General features: G+C 67.6%; 30 protein-coding genes. All 30 read right to left on the bottom strand.

What is annotated here, in order from left to right:
- Positions 1–16: 16 nt before the first annotated feature.
- Entirely contained in the window at positions 17–130 is a 114-nt protein-coding gene (rpmJ, locus tag R4Z63_RS19295; protein ID WP_003956441.1) for a 50S ribosomal protein L36, read from the bottom strand.
- Positions 131–203: 73 nt separating this feature from the next.
- Entirely contained in the window at positions 204–425 is a 222-nt protein-coding gene (gene infA / locus R4Z63_RS19290) for a translation initiation factor IF-1 (protein WP_003956442.1), read from the bottom strand.
- Positions 426–563: 138 nt separating this feature from the next.
- A complete protein-coding gene (map, locus tag R4Z63_RS19285; RefSeq protein WP_037918943.1) occupies positions 564–1,415 on the bottom strand; it encodes a type I methionyl aminopeptidase in 852 nt (283 codons plus the stop codon).
- 92 nt (positions 1,416–1,507) lie between these two features.
- Positions 1,508–2,155, bottom strand: coding sequence for an adenylate kinase (locus tag R4Z63_RS19280; RefSeq protein ID WP_037918941.1), 648 nt, complete (start codon positions 2,153–2,155; stop codon positions 1,508–1,510).
- Positions 2,155–3,468 carry a preprotein translocase subunit SecY gene (gene secY / locus R4Z63_RS19275; protein ID WP_037918939.1) on the bottom strand — a complete coding sequence of 438 codons (1,314 nt, stop codon included), beginning with the start codon at positions 3,466–3,468 and terminating at the stop codon, positions 2,155–2,157. The genes R4Z63_RS19280 and secY overlap by 1 nt, the downstream gene beginning before the upstream one ends.
- 187 nt (positions 3,469–3,655) lie before the next feature.
- Positions 3,656–4,111 carry a 50S ribosomal protein L15 gene (gene rplO / locus R4Z63_RS19270; protein WP_384447042.1) on the bottom strand — a complete coding sequence of 152 codons (456 nt, stop codon included), beginning with the start codon at positions 4,109–4,111 and terminating at the stop codon, positions 3,656–3,658.
- A gap of 2 nt (positions 4,112–4,113) precedes the next feature.
- A complete protein-coding gene (rpmD, locus tag R4Z63_RS19265) occupies positions 4,114–4,296 on the bottom strand; it encodes a 50S ribosomal protein L30 (RefSeq protein WP_005313525.1) in 183 nt (60 codons plus the stop codon).
- Positions 4,296–4,898, bottom strand: a complete 603-nt coding sequence (gene rpsE / locus R4Z63_RS19260; RefSeq protein WP_007265914.1) for a 30S ribosomal protein S5 — start codon at positions 4,896–4,898, stop codon at positions 4,296–4,298. Before rpsE ends, rpmD begins: the two co-directional genes overlap by 1 nt.
- 45 nt (positions 4,899–4,943) lie before the next feature.
- On the bottom strand, positions 4,944–5,327 hold the full coding sequence (rplR, locus tag R4Z63_RS19255) for a 50S ribosomal protein L18 (protein WP_030026334.1): 384 nt from the start codon (positions 5,325–5,327) through the stop codon (positions 4,944–4,946).
- A gap of 2 nt (positions 5,328–5,329) precedes the next feature.
- Entirely contained in the window at positions 5,330–5,869 is a 540-nt protein-coding gene (gene rplF / locus R4Z63_RS19250) for a 50S ribosomal protein L6 (RefSeq protein ID WP_030653648.1), read from the bottom strand.
- 20 nt (positions 5,870–5,889) lie between these two features.
- A complete protein-coding gene (gene rpsH, locus R4Z63_RS19245; protein ID WP_007265911.1) occupies positions 5,890–6,288 on the bottom strand; it encodes a 30S ribosomal protein S8 in 399 nt (132 codons plus the stop codon).
- Positions 6,289–6,509: 221 nt separating this feature from the next.
- On the bottom strand, positions 6,510–6,695 hold the full coding sequence (locus tag R4Z63_RS19240) for a type Z 30S ribosomal protein S14 (protein WP_003956452.1): 186 nt from the start codon (positions 6,693–6,695) through the stop codon (positions 6,510–6,512).
- A gap of 5 nt (positions 6,696–6,700) precedes the next feature.
- Positions 6,701–7,252: a 50S ribosomal protein L5 gene (gene rplE, locus R4Z63_RS19235; RefSeq protein WP_030026331.1), complete on the bottom strand. Its 552-nt coding sequence runs from the start codon at positions 7,250–7,252 to the stop codon at positions 6,701–6,703.
- Positions 7,252–7,563, bottom strand: a complete 312-nt coding sequence (gene rplX, locus R4Z63_RS19230) for a 50S ribosomal protein L24 (protein WP_030026329.1) — start codon at positions 7,561–7,563, stop codon at positions 7,252–7,254. The genes rplE and rplX overlap by 1 nt, the downstream gene beginning before the upstream one ends.
- A 2-nt stretch (positions 7,564–7,565) precedes the next feature.
- On the bottom strand, positions 7,566–7,934 hold the full coding sequence (gene rplN / locus R4Z63_RS19225; protein WP_003956455.1) for a 50S ribosomal protein L14: 369 nt from the start codon (positions 7,932–7,934) through the stop codon (positions 7,566–7,568).
- Positions 7,935–8,038: 104 nt separating this feature from the next.
- Positions 8,039–8,320 (bottom strand): 30S ribosomal protein S17, encoded by a 282-nt coding sequence (gene rpsQ, locus R4Z63_RS19220; RefSeq protein WP_030008467.1) that lies wholly within the window; start codon positions 8,318–8,320, stop codon positions 8,039–8,041.
- Positions 8,320–8,544 (bottom strand): 50S ribosomal protein L29, encoded by a 225-nt coding sequence (gene rpmC, locus R4Z63_RS19215; protein ID WP_007265907.1) that lies wholly within the window; start codon positions 8,542–8,544, stop codon positions 8,320–8,322. Before rpmC ends, rpsQ begins: the two co-directional genes overlap by 1 nt.
- Positions 8,544–8,963: a 50S ribosomal protein L16 gene (rplP, locus tag R4Z63_RS19210; RefSeq protein WP_030653642.1), complete on the bottom strand. Its 420-nt coding sequence runs from the start codon at positions 8,961–8,963 to the stop codon at positions 8,544–8,546. Before rplP ends, rpmC begins: the two co-directional genes overlap by 1 nt.
- Before the next feature lie 5 nt (positions 8,964–8,968).
- Positions 8,969–9,808 (bottom strand): 30S ribosomal protein S3, encoded by an 840-nt coding sequence (rpsC, locus tag R4Z63_RS19205; protein WP_007265905.1) that lies wholly within the window; start codon positions 9,806–9,808, stop codon positions 8,969–8,971.
- Positions 9,808–10,155: a 50S ribosomal protein L22 gene (gene rplV / locus R4Z63_RS19200; protein ID WP_007265904.1), complete on the bottom strand. Its 348-nt coding sequence runs from the start codon at positions 10,153–10,155 to the stop codon at positions 9,808–9,810. The genes rpsC and rplV overlap by 1 nt, the downstream gene beginning before the upstream one ends.
- 43 nt (positions 10,156–10,198) lie before the next feature.
- Positions 10,199–10,480, bottom strand: a complete 282-nt coding sequence (rpsS, locus tag R4Z63_RS19195; RefSeq protein ID WP_007265903.1) for a 30S ribosomal protein S19 — start codon at positions 10,478–10,480, stop codon at positions 10,199–10,201.
- Positions 10,481–10,492: 12 nt separating this feature from the next.
- Positions 10,493–11,329 (bottom strand): 50S ribosomal protein L2, encoded by an 837-nt coding sequence (rplB, locus tag R4Z63_RS19190; RefSeq protein ID WP_030026325.1) that lies wholly within the window; start codon positions 11,327–11,329, stop codon positions 10,493–10,495.
- A 39-nt stretch (positions 11,330–11,368) separates the two neighbouring features.
- Positions 11,369–11,692, bottom strand: coding sequence for a 50S ribosomal protein L23 (gene rplW / locus R4Z63_RS19185; RefSeq protein ID WP_007265901.1), 324 nt, complete (start codon positions 11,690–11,692; stop codon positions 11,369–11,371).
- The gene (gene rplD / locus R4Z63_RS19180; protein WP_037918933.1) at positions 11,692–12,342 is read right to left on the bottom strand and encodes a 50S ribosomal protein L4; all 651 of its coding nucleotides are present in this window, start codon (positions 12,340–12,342) and stop codon (positions 11,692–11,694) included. Before rplD ends, rplW begins: the two co-directional genes overlap by 1 nt.
- A gap of 5 nt (positions 12,343–12,347) precedes the next feature.
- Positions 12,348–12,992: a 50S ribosomal protein L3 gene (rplC, locus tag R4Z63_RS19175; protein WP_007265899.1), complete on the bottom strand. Its 645-nt coding sequence runs from the start codon at positions 12,990–12,992 to the stop codon at positions 12,348–12,350.
- Between the two features lie 14 nt (positions 12,993–13,006).
- Positions 13,007–13,315, bottom strand: a complete 309-nt coding sequence (gene rpsJ / locus R4Z63_RS19170; RefSeq protein ID WP_003948644.1) for a 30S ribosomal protein S10 — start codon at positions 13,313–13,315, stop codon at positions 13,007–13,009.
- A gap of 475 nt (positions 13,316–13,790) precedes the next feature.
- Positions 13,791–14,909, bottom strand: coding sequence for a hypothetical protein (locus R4Z63_RS19165; protein ID WP_037918932.1), 1,119 nt, complete (start codon positions 14,907–14,909; stop codon positions 13,791–13,793).
- Between the two features lie 91 nt (positions 14,910–15,000).
- Positions 15,001–17,604 (bottom strand): N-acetylmuramoyl-L-alanine amidase, encoded by a 2,604-nt coding sequence (locus R4Z63_RS19160; RefSeq protein ID WP_384447033.1) that lies wholly within the window; start codon positions 17,602–17,604, stop codon positions 15,001–15,003.
- Between the two features lie 138 nt (positions 17,605–17,742).
- A complete protein-coding gene (locus tag R4Z63_RS19155) occupies positions 17,743–19,554 on the bottom strand; it encodes a chromate transporter (RefSeq protein WP_384447031.1) in 1,812 nt (603 codons plus the stop codon).
- A gap of 32 nt (positions 19,555–19,586) precedes the next feature.
- Positions 19,587–20,489: a glycosyltransferase family 2 protein gene (locus tag R4Z63_RS19150; RefSeq protein ID WP_037918924.1), complete on the bottom strand. Its 903-nt coding sequence runs from the start codon at positions 20,487–20,489 to the stop codon at positions 19,587–19,589.
- Between the last annotated feature and the right edge of the window lie 6 nt (positions 20,490–20,495).

The raw sequence follows: 20,495 nt of genomic DNA, 5'->3' as shown, positions 1-20,495 counted from the left end.
GGTCGGTCGGCGTGCGTCAGCCCTGGCGCTGCTTGTGGCGCAGGTTGTCGCAGATGACCATGACCCGGCCGTGACGGCGGATCACCTTGCACTTGTCGCAGATCTTCTTGACGCTCGGCTTGACCTTCATGTGGGTGAGGTTCTCCGGGTCAGTGCCACCACCCGCACCGGGACGGACGCCCAGGCAGGAGTGAGAGCAAGATCTACTTGTATCGGTAGACGATCCGGCCACGCGTCAGGTCGTACGGAGACAGCTCCACGACGACCCGGTCATCGGGCAGGATGCGGATGTAGTGCATACGCATCTTCCCGCTGATGTGCGCGAGGACCTTGTGACCGTTCTGGAGCTCCACCTTGAACATGGCGTTCGGGAGGGACTCGATCACGGTGCCCTCGATTTCGATGGCACCTTGCTTCTTGGCCACGCTTCGCCTTTCGAATCGGCTACCTTGATCGGCTCCGTGCGCCATGGAGACATGGAAGTGCACGAGAGCCGACGAGTCAGTCTACGTCAGGGCACCCAGAAAGACGAATCCGGAAAGTTTGCCCCAGAGTCTAGATCATTAACCGAGGGGGTCCGGGGCCGTGCTGACCCCGTACTCCGCCAGCTTCGCCTTGCCGCAGTCCGGGCTGGTCAGGACGATCGGGCCGGCCTCCGTCAGCGCGACGGAGTGCTCCCAGTGCGAGGACCAGGTGCCGTCCGTGGTGATGACCGTCCAGTCGTCCGAAAGGACCTCCGTCCGGGCCGTGCCCAGCGAGACCATGGGCTCGATCGCCAGGCAGACGCCCGGGACCAGCTTGATCCCCTTGCCTCGCTTGCGCGAGACGTAGTTCAGCAGGTGGGGGTCCATGTGCATCTCGGACCCGATGCCGTGGCCGCCGTAGTCCTCGATGATCCCGAACGTGCCGCGGCTGTGCTCACCGGTGGCGGGACGGGGCTGGCGCTTGATGTACATCTCGATCGCCTTCGAGATGTCCACCAGGCGGTTGCCCAGCTTCATCGCGGCGATGCCGGCCCACATGGACTCCTCGGTCACCCGGGAGAGCTCCACCAGCTCAGGAGCGTGACCGGTGCCCACGAAGGCCGTGTACGCCGCGTCCCCGTGCCAGCCGTCCACGATCGCACCGGCGTCGATCGAGATGATGTCGCCGTCCTTCAGGACGGTCTTGTCGTCGGGGATGCCGTGGACCACGACCTCGTTCACCGAGGTGCAGATCGTCGCGGGGAAACCGCCGTAGCCGAGGAAGTTCGACTTCGCCCCGGCGTCCGCGATGACCTTGCGGGCCACCATGTCCAGGTCCCGCGTCGTGGCGCCCGGCACGGCCGCCTCGCGGGTCGCAGCATGGATCGCGGCGACGACCAGCCCCGCCTCGCGCATCTTCGCGATCTGCTCGGGGGTCTTGATCTGCACCATAGGGGCGTGCCTTCCAGCTTCGAAACGGGTCTTCTCAACAGTACGGCCGCGATGCCCTGGGGACACCGCGGCCGTACCTGTACTGCGGAGGACTACTTCTGCAGGGCGTCCATGGCGCGCTTCGTGACGTCCGCGACCTCGCCGAGGGCCGGGATGGTCACCAGCAGGCCCTGGGCCTTGTAGTAGTCGATGATCGGCTCGGTCTGCGTGTGGTAGACCTCCAGCCGGTTGCGCACCGTGGCCTCGGAGTCGTCACCGCGCTGGTAGAGCTCGCCACCGCAGTGGTCGCAGACGCCCTCGGTCTTCGGGGCGGCGTACACGACGTGGAAGACGTGCGCGGACTCGTTGCGGCAGACGCGGCGGCCGGCGATGCGCTTGACGACCTCGTCCTCCTCGACCTCCAGGTCGAGGACGGCGTCGAGCTTCATGCCCGAGTCCTGGAGCATCACGTCGAGCGCCTCGGCCTGGGAGACGTTGCGCGGGAAGCCGTCGAGCAGGAAGCCGCCAGCGGCGTCGGGCTGCTCCATCCGGTCCTTGGCCATACCGATGGTGATCTCGTCCGGGACGAGGTCGCCGGCGTCCATGAACGCCTTGGCGCGCAGGCCCAGCTCGGTGCCCTGGCTGATGTTGGCCCGGAACAGGTCGCCCGTGGAGATGTGCGGGATCGACAGGTTCTTGGCAAGGAACGCGGCCTGCGTTCCCTTGCCCGCACCGGGCGGTCCGACGAGGACGATTCGCATCAGCGGAGGAACCCTTCGTAGTTACGCTGCTGGAGCTGGCTCTCGATCTGCTTCACGGTTTCCAGACCCACACCCACGATGATGAGGATGCTCGTCCCGCCGAACGGGAAGTTCTGGTTCGCTCCGAAGCCGGCCAACGCCATCGTCGGCACAAGAGCGATGAGACCCAGGTACAGCGACCCCGGCCAGGTGATCCGGTTGAGCACGTAGCTCAGGTACTCGGCGGTGGGTCGACCGGCGCGGATACCCGGGATGAACCCACCATACTTCTTCATGTTGTCTGCAACTTCCTCGGGGTTGAACGAGATCGCCACGTAGAAGAACGCGAAGAAGACGATCAGGAGGAAGTACACCGCGATGTAGTACGGGTGGTCGCCCTTGACGAAGTGCTTCTGGATCCAGGTGGCCCAGCCCGCGGTGGACCCGCTGAACTGCACGACCAGCGCCGGGATGTAGAGCAGCGACGAGGCGAAGATGACGGGGATGATGCCCGCCTGGTTCACCTTGAGCGGGATGTAGGTGGAGGTGCCGCCGTACGCGCGGCGGCCGATCATGCGCTTCGCGTACTGGACCGGGATCCGGCGCTGCGCCTGCTCGACGAAGACCACCAGGCCGACCATCGCGAGGCCGACGAGCATGACGACGCCGAACTCGACCCAGCCGTCGGCGATCTTGCCCTGGAGCTTGATCTGCCACAGGGCGCCGATGAAGCCCGCGGCGATCGAGATGAACATGAGGATCGACATGCCGTTGCCGATGCCGCGGTCGGTGATGAGCTCACCGAGCCACATGACGACGCAGGTACCGGCGGTCATGGTGACCACCATCACGACGGTCGTGAAGATCGACCGGTCGGGAACGATCTGGCTGGCGACCTGGCAACCCTGGAACAGGGCCCCGGTCCGGGCGGTGGCGACGAGGCCGGTGCCCTGGAGGACCGCCAGCGCGACCGTCAGATAGCGCGTGTACTGAGTGATCTTCGCCGTGCCGGACTGGCCCTCTTTCTTGAGGGTCTCCAGCTTCGGGATGACCACGGTCAGCAGCTGCAGAATGATGCTCGCCGTGATGTACGGCATGATGCCGAGAGCAAAGATCGTGATCTGCAGCAGCGCGCCACCGCTGAACATGTTGACGAGGCCAAACAGACCATTGCTGCTTCCGGCCTGTTCCACGCAGATCTGTACGTTCTTGTAGCTCACGCCGGGGACCGGGATGTGGGACCCGAGCCGGAACAGCACGATGATGCCGAGCGTGAAGAGCAGCTTCTTGCGCAGGTCGGGCGTCTTGAACGCCCGGGCGAACGCGGTGAGCACGGTGCCTCCTGCGACCCCCGCGCTACTGCGTCAGAGGTGACGGTCTGAGGGATCGACGTATACGACAAAGCAATGGTGCACGCCACCTTACCGGCGAGTGTGCCCCCCGTGGAACGACCAACCGGGGATGCCCCTTATGTGAGGCATCCCCGGTCGGGTTTTGAGCTATTCAGCCACTGAATCCGTCTTAGACGAGCTCGGTGACAGAGCCGCCGGCAGCGGCAATCTTCTCCTTGGCGGAAGCGGAAACGGCGTCAACCGAAACCTGCAGCGCCACGGAGAGCTCGCCCTGGCCCAGGACCTTGACGAGGCTGTTCTTGCGAACCGCGCCCTTGGCGACCAGGTCGGCCACCGTGACTTCTCCACCCTCGGGGTAGAGAGCACTGAGCTTGTCCAGGTTGACGACCTGGAACTCGGTGCGGAACGGGTTCTTGAAGCCCTTGAGCTTCGGCAGGCGCATGTGGAGGGGCATCTGCCCACCCTCGAAGCGCTGCGGAACCTGGTAGCGGGCCTTCGTACCCTTGGTACCACGACCAGCCGTCTTACCCTTCGACGCCTCACCACGACCCACACGGGTCTTCGCGGTCTTGGCGCCGGGGGCGGGACGGAGGTTGTGAGCCTTCAGCGGGCTGTTCTCAGCCATGATTAGTCAACCTCCTCAACCGTCACGAGGTGGCGGACGGTGTGCACCATTCCGCGGAACTCGGGGCGGTCCTCCTTGACGACGACGTCGTTCAGGCGCTTGAGCCCGAGCGAACGCAGCGTGTCGCGGTGGTTCTGCTTGCTGCCGATGTACGACTTCGTCTGCGTGATCTTGAGGCGGGCCATCAGACACCCGCCCCAGCGCGCGCACGGAGCAGAGCCGCGGGAGCGACGTCCTCGAGGGGCAGACCACGGCGAGCCGCGATCTCCTCGGGACGCTGCAGGCCCTTGAGGGCCTCCACGGTCGCGTGCACGATGTTGATCGCGTTGTCGGAGCCCAGGGACTTCGACAGGATGTCGTGAACGCCGGCGCACTCCAGAACGGCGCGCACCGGGCCACCGGCGATAACACCGGTACCGGGGGAAGCAGGCTTCAGCAGGACAACGCCGGCCGCCTTCTCGCCCTGGATCGGGTGCGGGATGGTGCCCTGGATGCGGGGAACCTTGAAGAAGTTCTTCTTGGCTTCCTCGACGCCCTTGGCGATGGCCGCGGGAACTTCCTTGGCCTTGCCGTAACCGACACCTACGGTGCCGTCACCGTCACCCACCACGACGAGCGCGGTGAAGCTGAAGCGACGACCACCCTTGACAACCTTGGCGACACGGTTGATCGCGACAACGCGCTCAACGTAAGCGGTCTTCTCGGCGGCAGCGCCACCGTCGCGACCCTTCCGGTCCCGCCGCTCGCCGCCACCGGCACCGCTTCCGCGGCGCTGGGGTCCAGCCATTGGATTACCTCTCTCTGTTACGTCCGTGAGTCCCGGAACCGGGGCTTAGAACTTCAGCCCGGCTTCGCGGGCGGCGTCAGCCAGAGCGGCAATGCGCCCGGCGTATCGGTTGCCACCGCGGTCAAAGACGACGGTCTCGACGCCCGCGGCCTTGGCGCGCTCGGCGACGAGCGCGCCGACAGCCTGGGCCTGAGCGCTCTTGTCGCCTTCGCCACCGCGGATCGAAGCGTCCAGGGTCGACGCCGACGCCAGGGTGTGGCCCTGGAGGTCGTCGATGACCTGAGCAACGATGTTGCGGTTGGAACGCGTCACGACGAGGCGCGGACGCTCCGCCGTACCCGAGACGTTCTTGCGGATGCGGATGTGGCGGCGAGCCTTGGCAGCGCGCTTGTACGCGTCGCCCTTGGCGATCTTCACACCGTATGCCATGGCTACTTACCAGCCTTTCCGACCTTGCGGCGGATGACCTCGCCGGCGTACTTGACACCCTTGGCCTTGTACGGGTCGGGCTTCCGCAGCTTGCGGATGTTGGCGGCGACCTCGCCGACCTTCTGCTTGTCGATGCCCTCGACCGAGAACTTGGTCGGCGACTCGACCTTGAAGGAGATGCCCTCGGGCGCCTCCACCAGGATCGGGTGGCTGTAGCCGAGCTGGAACTCCAGGTTGGAGCCCTTTGCGGCCACGCGGTAACCGACACCGCTGATCTCGAGAGCCTTGACGTATCCCGTGGTCACACCGGTGATCATGTTCGCCACCAGCGTGCGGGACAGGCCGTGCAGGGCCTTGTTCTGACGCTCGTCGTTCGGACGGGTGACGTTCAGAACGCCGTCCTCGTCCTTGACAACTGCGATGGGCGCCTTAACGGTGTGCGCGAGAGAACCCTTGGGGCCCTTCACGTTGACCGTCTGGCCATCGATGGTGACGTCCACACCGGCGGGAACCTGGATGGGGAGCTTGCCGATTCGCGACATTGCTTTTCCTCCGTTCCCGACTACCAGACGTAGGCGAGGACTTCCCCACCTACGCCCTTCTTGCCTGCCTGCTGGCCGGTCAGGAGACCGTGGGACGTGGAGATGATCGCCACGCCCAGGCCGCCGAGGACCTTCGGCAGGTTGGTGGACTTCGCGTACACGCGCAGACCGGGCTTCGAGATCCGCTTGATGCCCGCGATGGAGCGCTCACGGTTCGGCCCGAACTTCAGCTCGAGGACGAGGTTCTTGCCGACCTCGGCATCCTCGACCTTCCAGCCGGTGATGAAACCCTCCTGCTTGAGGATCTCCGCGATGTGCGACTTGATCTTGCTGTGCGGCATCACGACGGTGTCGTGGTACGCCGAGTTAGCGTTACGCAGACGCGTGAGCATGTCTGCGATGGGGTCAGTCATGGTCATGAAGTGGCCTTCGGCCTCTCTCGCCGGGGTTTCCTGTATGCGCCATCCCTCTCCCCACTCGGTGGCGGGACGGGTGCGGCACGGGGACCTACGGCGTAGTAAGTCGGTAGGGCGGCGGACGCCCAACCACACAAGCCTAAGGCATGCGCGGCTGGGCACCCACCGTCCAGATGCTTACCGAGAGTGCCTGGTAGTGCCCAAGTCCTTGCGGACGAGGGTGATTACCAGGAGCTCTTGGTCACGCCCGGCAGCTCGCCACGGTGAGCCATCTCACGGAGGCACACGCGGCAGAGGCCGAACTTGCGGTACACGGAGTGGGGGCGACCGCAGCGCTGGCAGCGGGTGTACGCACGCACACCGAACTTGGGCTTACGGGCAGCCTTCGCGATGAGAGCCTTCTTCGCCATCTCGCTTACGCCTCCTTGAAGGGGAAGCCGAGGTGACGAAGGAGCGCGCGGCCCTCAGCGTCGTTGGTCGCCGTGGTGACCACGGTGATGTCCATACCCCGGGTACGGTCGATCTTGTCCTGGTCGATCTCGTGGAACATGACCTGCTCCGTGAGACCGAAGGTGTAGTTGCCACGGCCGTCGAACTGCTTCGGCGACAGACCACGGAAGTCACGGATACGCGGCAGCGCGAGCGACAGCGTACGGTCCAGGAACTCCCACATACGGTCACCACGGAGGGTGACGTGGCAGCCGATCGGCTGACCCTCGCGCAGCTTGAACTGCGCGATGGACTTGCGGGCCTTCGTGACGGCCGGCTTCTGACCGGTGATCGTCGTCAGGTCGCGGATGGCACCGTCGATCAGCTTCGAGTCACGAGCGGCGTCGCCGACACCCATGTTCACGACGATCTTGACGAGGCCGGGGATCTGCATGACGTTCTCGTACGAGAACTCCTCACGCAGCTTGCCCGCGATCTCCTCGCGGTACTTCGTCTTCAGACGCGGAGTGGTAGCCATCAGATGTCCTCACCCGTGCGCTTGGCAACGCGGATCTTGTTGCCCTCGTCGTCGAAGCGGTAACCGACGCGGGTGACGACCTTCTTGCCGTCCTTCTCCACGACCAGCTGGACGTTGGACACGTGGACCGGGGCCTCGGTGATCACGATGCCACCGGCCTGGTTCTGGCCAGCCTTGGTGTGCTTCTTGACCCGGTTGACACCCTCGACCAGGACGCGGTTCTCGGCGGGGAAGGCGACGATGACCTTGCCCTGCTTGCCCTTGTCCTTACCGGTGATGACCTGTACCAGGTCGCCCTTCTTGATCTTCATGCTTACAGCACCTCCGGCGCGAGCGAGATGATCTTCATGAACTTCTTCTCGCGCAGCTCACGGCCGACGGGGCCGAAGATACGGGTGCCGCGAGGGTCGCCGTCGTTCTTCAGAATGACGGCGGCGTTCTCGTCGAAGCGGATGTACGAGCCGTCCTGGCGGCGGCGCTCCTTGACGGTGCGAACGATGACCGCCTTGACGACGTCACCCTTCTTCACGTTGCCACCGGGGATCGCGTCCTTGACGGTGGCGACGATGACGTCACCGATGCCCGCGTAGCGGCGACCGGAGCCACCGAGAACACGGATGCAAAGGATCTCCTTGGCACCAGTGTTGTCGGCGACACGCAGTCGCGACTCCTGCTGGATCACGTCTATCTCCTGTTTGTCTGCCGGTTCCCGGCGGGGGCCTCGCTACGCGAGCGGAGCCCCCGCCGAGCCTGGCGGAACGAACCTAAGGGAAACCCCTCAGGTGCTTACTTGGCCTTCTCGAGGATCTCGACGATGCGCCAGCGCTTGCTCGCCGACAGCGGACGCGTCTCCATGATGAGGACGCGGTCGCCGACGCCGGCAGCGTTCTGCTCGTCGTGCGCCTTGAGCTTGTTCGTACGGCGGATGACCTTGCCGTACAGGGCGTGCTTCACGCGGTCCTCGACGGCGACGACGACGGTCTTGTCCATCTTGTCGCTGACGACCAGGCCCTCACGGGTCTTGCGGAAGCCGCGCTCGGTCTTCTCAGTCACGTTGTTCTCGCTCATCAGGCGTTCTCCACCGTCTCGATACCGAGCTCACGCTCGTGCATCAGGGTGTAGATGCGAGCGATGTCCTTACGGACGGACTTGAGCCGGCCGTTGTTCTCCAGCTGGCCGGTGGCCGCCTGGAAACGGAGCTTGAACAGCTCCTCCTTGGCCTCGCGCAGCTTGGCAACGAGCTCCTCGTTGCCGAGCTCGCGGAGCTCGGACGCCTTGGTTCCCGTCGCCATCACGACTCACCTGCCTCGCGCTTGACGATCCGGCACTTCATCGGCAGCTTGTGGGCCGCACGAGTGAGGGCCTCACGCGCAATCTTTTCGTTCGGGTAGGACAGCTCGAACATGACCCGGCCCGGGTGCACGTTCGCGATCCACCACTCCGGGGAACCCTTACCGGAACCCATGCGGGTCTCGGCAGGCTTCTTCGTCAGCGGGCGGTCCGGGTAGATGTTGATCCAGACCTTGCCGCCACGCTTGATGTGGCGGGTCATCGCGATACGAGCCGCCTCGATCTGGCGGTTCGTCACGTAGGCGGGGGTGAGCGCCTGGATGCCGTACTCGCCGAACGAGACCTCAGTACCGCCCTTGGCCATACCGCGGCGCTTCGGGTGGTGCTGCTTGCGGTGCTTGACCCTACGAGGGATCAGCATGTCGGTCAGGCCTCCGTTCCGGTGCTCTCAGCCGGAGCGGCGGCGGGAGCGTCGGCCTTGGGGGCCTCGGCACCAGCAGCCTGCTGCGGCTTGCGGCCACCACGGCCGCCGCGCTCGCCACCACGGCCACCACGGCCGGCGGGACGGTCGCCAGCGCCGGCACCACGGGCCGGGCGGTTACCCGCACGGGCCGCAGCGTTCTCGGCGCGAACCTCGGCGATGTTCTTGACGTCGCCCTTGTAGATCCAGACCTTCACACCGATACGGCCGAAGGTGGTCTTGGCCTCGAAGAAGCCGTAGTCCACGTTCGCGCGCAGCGTGTGCAGCGGCACACGACCCTCGCGGTAGAACTCGGAGCGGGACATCTCGGCGCCGCCGAGACGGCCGCCACACTGGATCTTGATGCCCTTGGCGCCGGCCTTCATCGTGCCCTGCATGCTCTTGCGCATGGCACGACGGAAGGAGACGCGGGAGGAGAGCTGCTCGGCAACGGCCTGGGCAACCAGCTGAGCGTCGAGCTCGGGGTTCTTGACCTCGAGGATGTTCAGCTGGACCTGCTTGCCCGTGAGCTTCTCGAGGTCGCCGCGGATGCGGTCGGCCTCGGCGCCACGGCGGCCGATGACGATGCCAGGACGGGCGGTGTGGATGTCCACACGCACGCGGTCACGGGTGCGCTCGATCTCAACCTTCGAGATGCCGGCGCGCTCCATGCCGGACGTCATCATCCGACGGATGGCGACGTCTTCCTTGACGTAGTCCTTGTACAGCTTGTCGGCGTACCAGCGGGACTTGAAGTCCGTGGTGATGCCGAGTCGGAACCCGTGCGGGTTTACCTTCTGGCCCATTACCGGGAACCTTCCTTGCTGCTGACGACCACGGTGATGTGGCTGGTCCGCTTGCGGATCCGGTAGGCACGGCCCTGGGCACGCGGACGGAACCGCTTCAGGGTCGGGCCCTCGTCCACGTACGCCTCGCTGATGACCAGCGTGGAGGCGTCCGGGTGGTTGTAGTTGTGCGCGGCGTTGGCGATGGCGCTGTCCAGCACCTTGCCGACCGGCACGCTCGCGGCCTGCGGGGCGAAACGCAGGACCGCCTGAGCCTCCGTGGCATCCATGCCACGGATAAGGTCCACCACGCGGCGGGCCTTCATGGGCGTGACGCGGATGTACCGCGCCTGGGCCCTGGCTTCCATGGTTGTCCCTTCGGTGTAAGTCATAGTCGTAACCACCCCGCCTTTAGCGGCGCTTCGACTTCCGGTCGTCCTTGACGTGGCCGCGGAAGGTGCGAGTCGGCGAGAACTCGCCGAGCTTGTGGCCGACCATCGACTCGGTGACGAACACCGGGACGTGGGTCTTGCCGTTGTGCACCGCGATGGTGTGACCCAGCATGCTGGGGATGATCATCGAGCGACGGGACCAGGTCTTGATGACGTTCTTGGTGCCGGCTTCGTTCTGGGCGTCCACCTTCTTTACGAGGTGGTCGTCGACGAAGGGCCCCTTCTTGAGACTGCGCGGCATCTAAACCCGCTCCTAGCGCTTCTTGTTCGTCTTGCGGCGGCGGACGATGTACTTGTTCGAAGCCTTCTTCGGCGAACGAGTACGACCCTCCTTCTGACCCCACGGGGAGACCGGGTGGCGACCACCACTGGTCTTGCCCTCACCACCACCGTGCGGGTGGTCAACCGGGTTCATCGCGACACCGCGGACGGACGGGCGAACGCCCTTCCAGCGCATACGGCCGGCCTTGCCCCAGTTGATGTTCGACTGCTCGGCGTTGCCGACCTCGCCGACCGTGGCGCGGCAGCGCGCGTCGACGAGACGGATCTCACCGGACGGCATACGAAGGTGGGCCATCACGCCCTCCTTCGCCAGCAGCTGCACGGAGGCACCGGCGGAACGCGCGAACTTGGCGCCGCCACCGGGACGGAGCTCGATCGCGTGGATCGTGGTACCGACCGGGATGTTGCGGAGCGCGAGGTTGTTGCCCGGCTTGATGTCGGCCGTGGGGCCGTTCTCGATCCGGTCACCCTGCTGCAGACCGCGCGGCGCGATGATGTAGCGCTTCTCGCCGTCGGCGTAGTGCAGCAGCGCGATGCGCGCGGTGCGGTTGGGGTCGTACTCGATGTGCGCGACCTTGGCCGGCACGCCGTCCTTGTCGTGACGACGGAAGTCGATCACGCGGTAGGCGCGCTTGTGGCCACCACCCTGGTGGCGAACGGTCACACGACCGGTGTTGTTACGGCCGCCCTTGCTGTGCAGGGGGCGGACCAGCGACTTCTCCGGCGTGGACCGCGTGATCTCGACAAAGTCGGCGACGCTGGAGCCACGACGGCCCGGGGTCGTCGGCTTGTACTTGCGGATACCCATTTCTCAGTCCTCGTCCGATTCCGGACGACTAGACCTCCGTTAGGAGGCCTGGCCGCCGAAGATGTCGATACGGTTGCCCTCGGCAAGGGTCACGATGGCGCGCTTGGTGTTGGCGCGCTTGCCGAAACCGGTCTTGGTGCGCTTGCGCTTACCCTGACGGTTGATCGTGTTGACCCCGGTGACCTTGACCGAGAAGACCGCCTCGACGGCCTGCTTGATCTGGGTCTTGTTGGCGCCGGGCGCGACGATGAACGTGTACTTGTTCTCGTCCAGCAGCGCGTAGCTCTTCTCCGAGACGACCGGCTTGATCAGCAGGTCGCGCGGGTCGGTGAAGGTCTTGCTGGTAACGGTCGCCTCAGACATCAGGCGTCGCTCCCTTCGGTCTCATCGGCCTTGGGGCCAGACACGAAGGACTCGAGCGCGGCCTGGGTGAAGACCACGTCGTCAGAGACGATCACGTCGTACGTGTTCAGCTGGCCCGGCTCCAGGATGTGAACCTGGGGCAGGTTGCGGGCGGACAGCCACGCCAGCTCGTCAGAACGCTCGGCGACCAGGAGCAGGTTCTTGCGCTCCGAGATCTTGCCGAACAGCGTCTTGGCGGCCTTGGTGGAGGCGGCACCCTCGACCACGCCGGTGACGACGTGGATGCGGGAGTGACGCGCGCGGTCCGAGAGGGCACCGCGGAGGGCGGCAGCCTTCATCTTCTTCGGGGTCCGCTGCGAGTAGTCACGCGGCACGGGGCCGTGGACGACGCCACCGCCGGCGAACTGCGGAGCGCGGGTCGAACCCTGACGGGCGCGGCCGGTGCCCTTCTGGCGGTAAGGCTTCTTGCCACCACCACGGACTTCACCGCGGGTCTTGGTCTTGTGCGTGCCCTGACGGGCAGCGGCCAGCTGCGCGACGACGACCTGGTGGATCAGCGGAACGCTGGTCTTCGCGTCGAAGATCTCCGCGGGGAGCTCGACGGTACCGGCCTTGTCGCCTGCCGGCGAAAGGATGTCAATGGTGCTCATTAACCTCAAGCCCCCTTGGCCGCGGTACGGACCAGGACGAGGCCGCCGTTCGGACCGGGGACTGCACCCTTGATGAGGAGCAGGCCCTTCTCCGCGTCTACCGCGTGGATGGTCAGGTTCTGGGTGGTGACGCGCTCGTTACCCATGCGACCGGCCATGCGCATGCCCTTGAAGACACGCCCAGGGGTGGCGCAGCCACCGATCGAACCGGGGGAGCGGTGCTTGCGCTGCACACCGTGACCGGCGCCGAGGCCCCGGAAGTTGTGCCGCTTCATGACACCGGCGAAGCCCTTGCCCTTGCTGTTGCCCGTGACGTCAACCTTGACGCCGGACTCGAACACCTCAGCAGTGATCTCCTGGCCGAGCGTGTACTCGCTGGCGTCGGAGGTGCGGAGCTCCACCAGGTGGCGGCGGGGGGTCACGTCGGCCTTGGCGAAGTGGCCCTTGAGGGGCTTGTTCACCTTGCGCGGGTCGATCTCGCCGAAGGCGATCTGGACCGACTCGTAGCCGTCGATGTCGTTCGTACGGACCTGGGTGACGACGCAGGGTCCGGCCTTGACAACGGTCACCGGGACGACACGGTTGTTCTCGTCCCAGACCTGGGTCATGCCGAGCTTCTCGCCCAGGACGCCCTTGATCTGCTTAGCCATCTTCTCCGCGCCTCTCAGAGCTTGATCTCGATGTCAACGCCGGCCGGAAGGTCCAGGCGCATCAGCGAGTCAACGGTCTTGGGCGTCGGGTCGAGGATGTCGATCAGGCGCTTGTGCGTGCGCATCTCGAAGTGCTCGCGCGAGTCCTTGTACTTGTGCGGCGACTTGATGACGCAGTACACGTTCTTCTCAGTGGGCAGCGGCACCGGGCCCGCGACCGACGCACCAGTGCGGGTCACCGTCTCGACGATCTTCTTCGCCGAGGAGTCGATGACCTCGTGGTCGTAGGCCTTGAGCCGGATGCGGATCTTCTGTCCCGCCATGGCTACTCCGTAGTCCTGTCTCTATGTGGAAACGCTCTGGCTCCCGGTCGGCTGCGGGACGGGATCCCGCCGCCTCTCCTCCGACCCACGCGGTCGGGCGTGTCGCACTCCCTCCACAGAAAATTCCCATACGGAAATTCCCTCGTCCAAGGGGGTGCGGTCCCATGACCGCGCTTCGGGGGAGAAACACCCACCGAGTGCCTGGTGGGCACCGTGCTGACACTTCCCAGAAGATTCCCGTACGTCCGCCCCCATTGCTGCCCCGAGGGGCAGATTAAGGACGACGAGTACTGTGGGACTCGCTTCCGGTCCTCCCGGCGGGAGGCGCGCAGCATCGGCACTCAGCCGAGCAACTTGAGTAGTCTGCCATACGAGACACGTACCTGGCCAATCGGGCCGAAGAGAATACCCCGCCACGCTGAGTGGTCAAACTGCGCCGCGCCCTTCGCGCGGCGGGGCCTCTGTGCCGGCCGTGTCAGGTCCGCGAGGCCGTCCCACAGCCCCCCGGACGCCCCGCGTCGATGCCCTTGCTGCGGTCGTACGGGTCTTGCGGCGGCCCGGAGGGCGTGGCCCCGGTCTCCGGGGTCGCGTCGAAGGCCGGGTGCAGGTAGCCGTCGTACACCTCGCAGGCACTGTTGGCGAGGTCGACGCGGGAGTCGGCGAGGGTGAGCCGACCGGGGGTGGTCCGCCACCTGCGCGGGTCGGCGACCGTGAAGGTGATCTCCCGGCGGACGATGGTCCGCTCGACCCGGTCCGCGCCCGCCGCGGCCTCCACCAACGGGTAGACGAACGAGTAGTCCAGCCGGACGTCGGCCTGGCCCGCCTCCTTGCCGGCCTCCACCCACATCCGGCCGCGCACCTTGACCACGTCGCCCGCGAGCCTCGCCTCCGCCGGGTCGTAGCGGGTGAACAGGTTCACCGGGTCCTGGTCCCTGCCCGGCTCCGCCAGGGACTTCTCCAGGTGCTCCGACGTCTCGGCGGCCTTGGGGTCCAGCAGTGCCAGGGCCGCCTCGGGGCGCGCCCCCTTCAACACCGCCGGGTCGAGGTTGGCCGCTACCAGGAACGCCTTGGCGTGGACGAAGGCCTCCGCGATCCTCTCCCCGGGCACCCCGCCGACGGCGGTGGCCTCCGGGATCTCGATGCCGGCGGCGCCGTCCGCCCACTGCAGGGCCGGGGAGCCGCGGAAGGGGTCCTGCAGGGTCGGGCGGTCCGGGTTCGTCGAGGGCGGCGGAGCGCTCGGGCGGGCGGTCTCCGGGGCGAGCGGGCCCGCCTTCGCCGCGTCCTCGCGGGCCTGCTCCTTGCCGGTGATCCGGTCGATCACCAGCTCGGGCCGCACGGCGATCAGCGCGAGCCCCGCGATGGCGGCGACGGCGAAGGCGGCCCCCAGCCTGCCCGGGCGGCGGCGCTCCCGGGGCGTGGGGCCGGTGCGCCAGCCGGGCGGCTCCTGCCCCTGGGTCGAGCGCAGCCGCTCGGTCACCATGCGCGCCCGCGCCGAAGGCTCCCGCGGTGCGTCCCCCGCCCCCTGGGCGGCCTGCTCCATGAAACGGGCCCACTCCTCGTCGGAGACGCCCGGTCTGTTGTCGTCGTGGCCCATGCCTGGTCCTCCCCCTGCCCGCCCGACACGCGTGAGGGGCTCCGCTACCTTCCGGTGCGGAGCCCCTCACCTGCGCCGAGGCGTGCGCGTGCTAGCTGAAGTACCCCGTGATGTCCGCGATGAGGTCCACGGAACCGGAGTTGTTGTAGAAGCTGACCTTGCCGTCCACCACGGGCACGACCACCAGGTTGGGGATGGTCAGGCCGGGGGTGAAGTTCAGGTTCGAGGCGCTCGTGCGGGTCGTGCCGCTCGGGAACACCGACACGAAGCTGGCCTCGGTCGGGTTGGTCGCGGTCACGTTCAGCACGACGGCCTTCACACCGCTGGCCGGAACGCCGCCGACGCCCGCCACGGGCAGCGTGACCACGCTGCCGCCGGTGACCGGGCCCTTGCGGACGCCGGTGCCGGTGCGGGTGTCCATCAGGCGCTTCGGGCCGAAGTTCGCGTGCGTGGCGCCGGTGGGGCTGTCCGAGAAGTAGCCGGTGATGTCGGCGATCAGGTCGACGGTGCCCTGGTTGTTGTAGAAGCTCACCTTGCCGTCCACGACCGGCACGACCACCAGGTTGGGGATCGTCTGGCCCGGGGTGAAGTTCAGGTTCGAGGCGCTGGAGCGGGCCGTGCCGCTCGGGTACACCGACACGAAGCTCGGCTGCGTCGGGTTCGTCGCCGTCACGTTCAGCACGACGGCCTTCACACCGCTGGCCGGGATGCCGTCGACGCCCGCCACGGGCAGGGTGACCACGCCGCCGCTGCCGACCGGAGCGGCCGGGACGCCGGTGCCGGTACGGGTGTCCATCAGGCGCTTCGGACCGAAGTTGGTCTGCGTGGCGCCGTCGGCGGTCGAGGTGAAGTAACCGGTGATGTCGGCGATCAGGTCGACGGTGCCCTGGTTGTTGTAGAAGCTCACCTTGCCGTCCACGACCGGCACGACCACCAGGTTGGGGATCGTCTGGCCCGGGGTGAAGTTCAGGTTCGAGGCGCTGGAGCGGGCCGTGCCGCTCGGGTACACCGACACGAAGCTCGGCTGCGTCGGGTTCGTCGCCGTCACGTTCAGCACCACCGCGGTGGGCGTGCCGCCGGTGGCGGCGGCCACCGGCAGGGTGACCACTTCGCCGCTGCCGACCGGGCCCTTGCGGACACCGAGGCCCTCGCGGGTGTCCATCAGGCGCTTCGGGCTCAGGGGGACGAACTTGGCGCCCTTGACGTCCGCCTCGACGGTGACCGCGAGGCTCGTGGAGACCTTGCCGTTCGCGGCGGTCGCCCGGACCCGGACCTCGTGCTTGCCGTCGGTGACGACGGTGGTCGCCTTGCGGGCCGCGGCGTCGGTCACCGCGGTGGCCTCGCCGTCCACGAGCAGCTCGAACTTGGCCAGTCGGCCGGTGGCCGTGCTGGTGGTCCAGTCGACCGTCAGGGCGGCGCCGCTCGGGAGGGTGGCACCCGGCGAGGCCGTCGCGCCGTTCACCGAGGCGATCTTCAGCTGGGCCGCGGGGCCCGTCTGGCGGAGCGCTTCGAGCTGCGGGTAGAGCGAGTTGCCCGGGCACTGGGTGTTGAAGCCGTCCCGGTGGCCGGAGAGCGACTTGAACTCGTACTGCTGTCCGGCGGTGTAGCTCTTGCCGAAGTAGTTCGCCTGCGTGGCGCCCGCGGTCAGCACCGCGGTGCCGTTCATGTCGCCGTCGTACTGGCCCAGCTTGTAGGCGGCGACCTTGGAGATGGCGCCCAGCGCGGCGGCGGAGGCCCCGGCGCTGGTGTAGTCACCGAGGACGGAGACGCTCGTCGACTCGGAGTTCCAGCCGTAGGTGTGGGCGCCCTGGACGGGCTGGTCCACACCGCCCTGCCGGCCCTCGAAGATCGTCCCGCACTTGTCGACGAGGAAGTTGTAGCCGAGGTCGCGCCAGCCGTTGCCCTGTACGTGGTAGACGTGCAGGCTGCGGACGATGGCCGCGGACTCGGTGCATTCGTAGGGCGTGGTGGCCGCGGTGTGGTGGACGAAGACGGCCTTGATCTTCCCGCCGGGCAGGTAGATCGGGCCCTCGTCGTTCAGGGACTCGTCGGCGCCCCACTGGACGCGGGAGACCACGTCCGGGCGCGGGGCGGTCGACTCCGGTCCCGGCGTCGTCGGCGCGGGGTCCGCGGCGGGGAGGGCGAAGGCGGCCGGGCCGAGACCCAGGTTGTTGTTCTTCTTGGCCTTCGCGGCGCCGGCACCCGGGTCGACCAGGTTCAGCTCCATGCCCGCGGGCAGGGCGCCGCCCCCGGTCACCCGCACCTCGGCGCCGTCGGACGGGCCGACCCAGACGGGCTCGGTGGCGCCGCGCAGTCCCGGGCGCTTGCCGTCGAGTTCGGCCTCGGCCTGCTCCAGCACGACCCACTTCGACCACTTGCCGCTGTCGGCGTCACGGGTGCGGGCCTCGATCTTGCCCTTCACCTCGGCCTCGGGGTCGTTCCAGGAGACGCCGAGGAGCCCGAACGGCTCGGTGTCCTGCTGGGCGAGGACGGCCTCGCCCCTTCCCTTGGGCTTGAGAGCGATCTTGTGCAGTTCCCCCTCGACCGGGCCCTTCTCACGGGCGCGGGCGCTGTAGGGCGATACGTCGCCCTCGCCGGAACTGCCCGTGCCGTTGGCGAAGCCCTGGATGCCCAGGACCGCCACGACGCCCAGCGCGGCGGCCAGAGCCGTCCCGCGCGCACGACCTATCTTCAAGTTGTCCCCAACCCCTATGCCAATCCCGCCACATGACACTACCGACCGACCGGATCCTACTGTCCGGGGTCACGGCCCATCGGGGCGGGAGGGGGGTTGCACACGTGACGCACGTCGCAGCCGGTTCGTACGGGGGTGCTATTCCACCGACTTGTCCTTGAACGGCGCCTTGCGGCCGCAGATCGCGGGCCAGTCCTTCGCCACGATGTTGGCGCACCAGATCTCGCCGCGGTCCTCGTGCTGCTTCCACAGCTTGACCTGAAGGTCCTCGCAGTTGTTCTTGTCCGGCGCGAAGCGCGGGCACGTGCCGTTCGGCAGCTTGATGGTGTGCGCGCGCCAGGCGTCGAGGCCCATGAGGTCGGTGTCCTCGTGCGTCGGCATGTAGCGGTTGGCCGACCAGGAGGCGCCCATGGTGGCGAACAGCGCGACCGCACACACCATGCCGGCCGAGAGCTGACGGATCGTCCGCCGCGGGATGACCCGGGCCGACGGGGAGGCGGCGGCCGGCCGCAGGGTCCGCTCGGTCCAGCCCGAGCCGCGCTGGACCGCCGTCATCACACCGAGGACGGCCAGGATCATCAGCGAGTACATGATGATCCAGGTGGTCCGCGGGAAGAGCTGGACCGCCTTGTCGTGGGCCATGTGCGAGGCGAACCAGAAGCGGGCGAGCCAGGCACCGGCGAGGACCGCCGCGGCGGTACGGACCATGACACTGCGCAGGCCGAGGCCGACCCCGAGGCCCACACCGAGGATCAGCAGCAGCGCGAACCCGGTCTGGCCCGCCATCTCCCCGGAGACGGGCCACTGGTCGTAGGTGATGTAGCCGGTCCGGTCGGAGATCCAGCCCAGGACGTAGCCGGGGTCGGCGTACACGCCGAGGTAGGCGTACCGGTCCGGGGTCTGCGCGCCCAGCCGTGCCATCTGGTAGAGCAGCGGGGCGCCGATGACCCCGGCCGTGATCAGTACCGACCCGACGAACAGCGCCGCCCGCTTCACCGCGGGGGCGCCGGCCCGCCACGGGAAGAGGAAGAGGAAGAGGACGGCGGCGCCGGGCGCGGCCCAGACGTACCAGCCCGAGTACCAGAGGAAGAGCGCGCCGAAGACCGCGCCGAGGGCCGTGCCCCGCAGGACCAGGGACTTCGGGGTGCGGCCGGCCGACCGGCGCAGCTCGCGGAAGCAGTACCCGAGGAGCGGCAGCAGCACGATCATGACGACGTGGCTGTACGGGCGGATCGGGTCGAGGAAGAGCACGGCCGCCGGGACGGCGATCAGCAGCGCCCAGAAGGGGCGGAGCAGCAGGCGCCAGGACAGGTACGCCATCGGGCCGACCAGGGCGCTGCAGATGATCTGCAGGTCGTGCAGGGCGAAGCCGGCGGTGCCGAGGCCGTCGTAGCGGACCTTGGCCCACAGGGCGATGAGCGCCGGGAACGCGGGCGGGTAGATGCCCGACACGCCCTCGCCCGACAGGAACGAGTTGGCCATCTCCACCAGGACGCTCGGGTCGCCCTCCTGCCCGCCGAGCGGGTACGGGGTGCCGCGCAGCGCCACGACGACACCGCCGGCCACGACGCCGGTGGCCAGCCCGGCCACGGCGCCGCAGACGAGTCGCTTGACGAACTCGTGGCGCAGGACCGGGCCCCGGTAGGCCGTGTACAGCAGCACGCCGAGCAGCGGGAGTCCGAGGACGGCCGCGTACAGCTGGAGCTTGGCCAGACCGCTGACCTGCCCGAGCCGGTTCATCGGGTTGACGCTGATGTGCCGGCTGAGCAGCGTGTACCCGAGGGCCGCGACCACGCTGACGACGACCTCGGCCAGGATCCGCACCCACCGCCGCGACAGCCACTCCCGGCCCCGCGACGCCGGGGGGCGGCTGTCGCCCTGCGCCGGTGCGCCAGGACGCCGGTCCGCGGCGCCGGCTTCGCCGACCGTCTCGGGGGCCAGGTGTGTCATCTCGTTCCGTTTCGTGGTGGGCGGAGTCTGAATCAGTTCTGGCCCGAGGTGAAGGCGTGCTTCGCCAGCGTGCGGGCACCCTCCTTGTTGCCGCTGCGCAGGGCTCCGGGGAGCATGGTCAGCGCGTGCAGCCGGGAGGCGCTGTGGAAGCGCGCCGCGCGGGCCGCCTTCGGCCAGCCGCGGGCGTCCATACGGGCGGCCACCGCGGTGAAGTAGCGCTCGGCCTCGGCGAAGCGGGTGCCGGAGAAGGCCTGGACCGACGACTCGCTGACGGCGTGCCGGCGGTACTGGAAGACGGTCGTGGAGTTGTCGATGACCATCTGCTCCCCGGCTTCGAGCAGGTCGACCACGAGCGCGAGGTCCTGGATGACCGAGTAGTCGTCCCGGAAGTTCACCTTGCGCAGCACCTCGCCGCGCCAGGCGATCGAGGGGAAGTAGAGCCAGTTGCCGCGCAGCACGCTGGCGGCCAGTTCCTCGCCGGCCATCAGGCGGCGGCCCTTCACCTGGGGTGCGTACAGCCGCTTCTTGGTGGTGTCGGCGAGGCCGCCCTGGACCACCCGGCCGGTGCCGTCGATGACCTCGACGCCGGGCTGGACCATGCCGATACCCGGCCGCTCCTCGATGATCGCGCGGACGGTCTCCAGGTAGTGCGGGTGCAGCACGTCGTCGCAGCCCATGATGACCACGTGGTCGGCCTCGGACAGCCGTACGCACTTCTGGAAGTTCTTGGTGATGCCGAGGTTCTGCTCGTTGCGCGTGTAGTGCACGCGGTCGTCGCCGAGCGCGGCGAACCAGCCCGGTACGTCGGGTTCCTTGCCGTCGTCGATCACGACGAGGCGGAAGTCCCGGTCCGTCTGCGCCAGGACGCTGCGGACGGCGTCCTGCATCAGTTGCACGTCCCCGTAGTAGGGGAGCATGAAGTCGAAGGTCACCATGGGCGT

The organism is Streptomyces sp. PL-29 (genome assembly GCF_058344425.1).
This window is presented reverse-complemented; position numbering and strand designations above follow the sequence as displayed.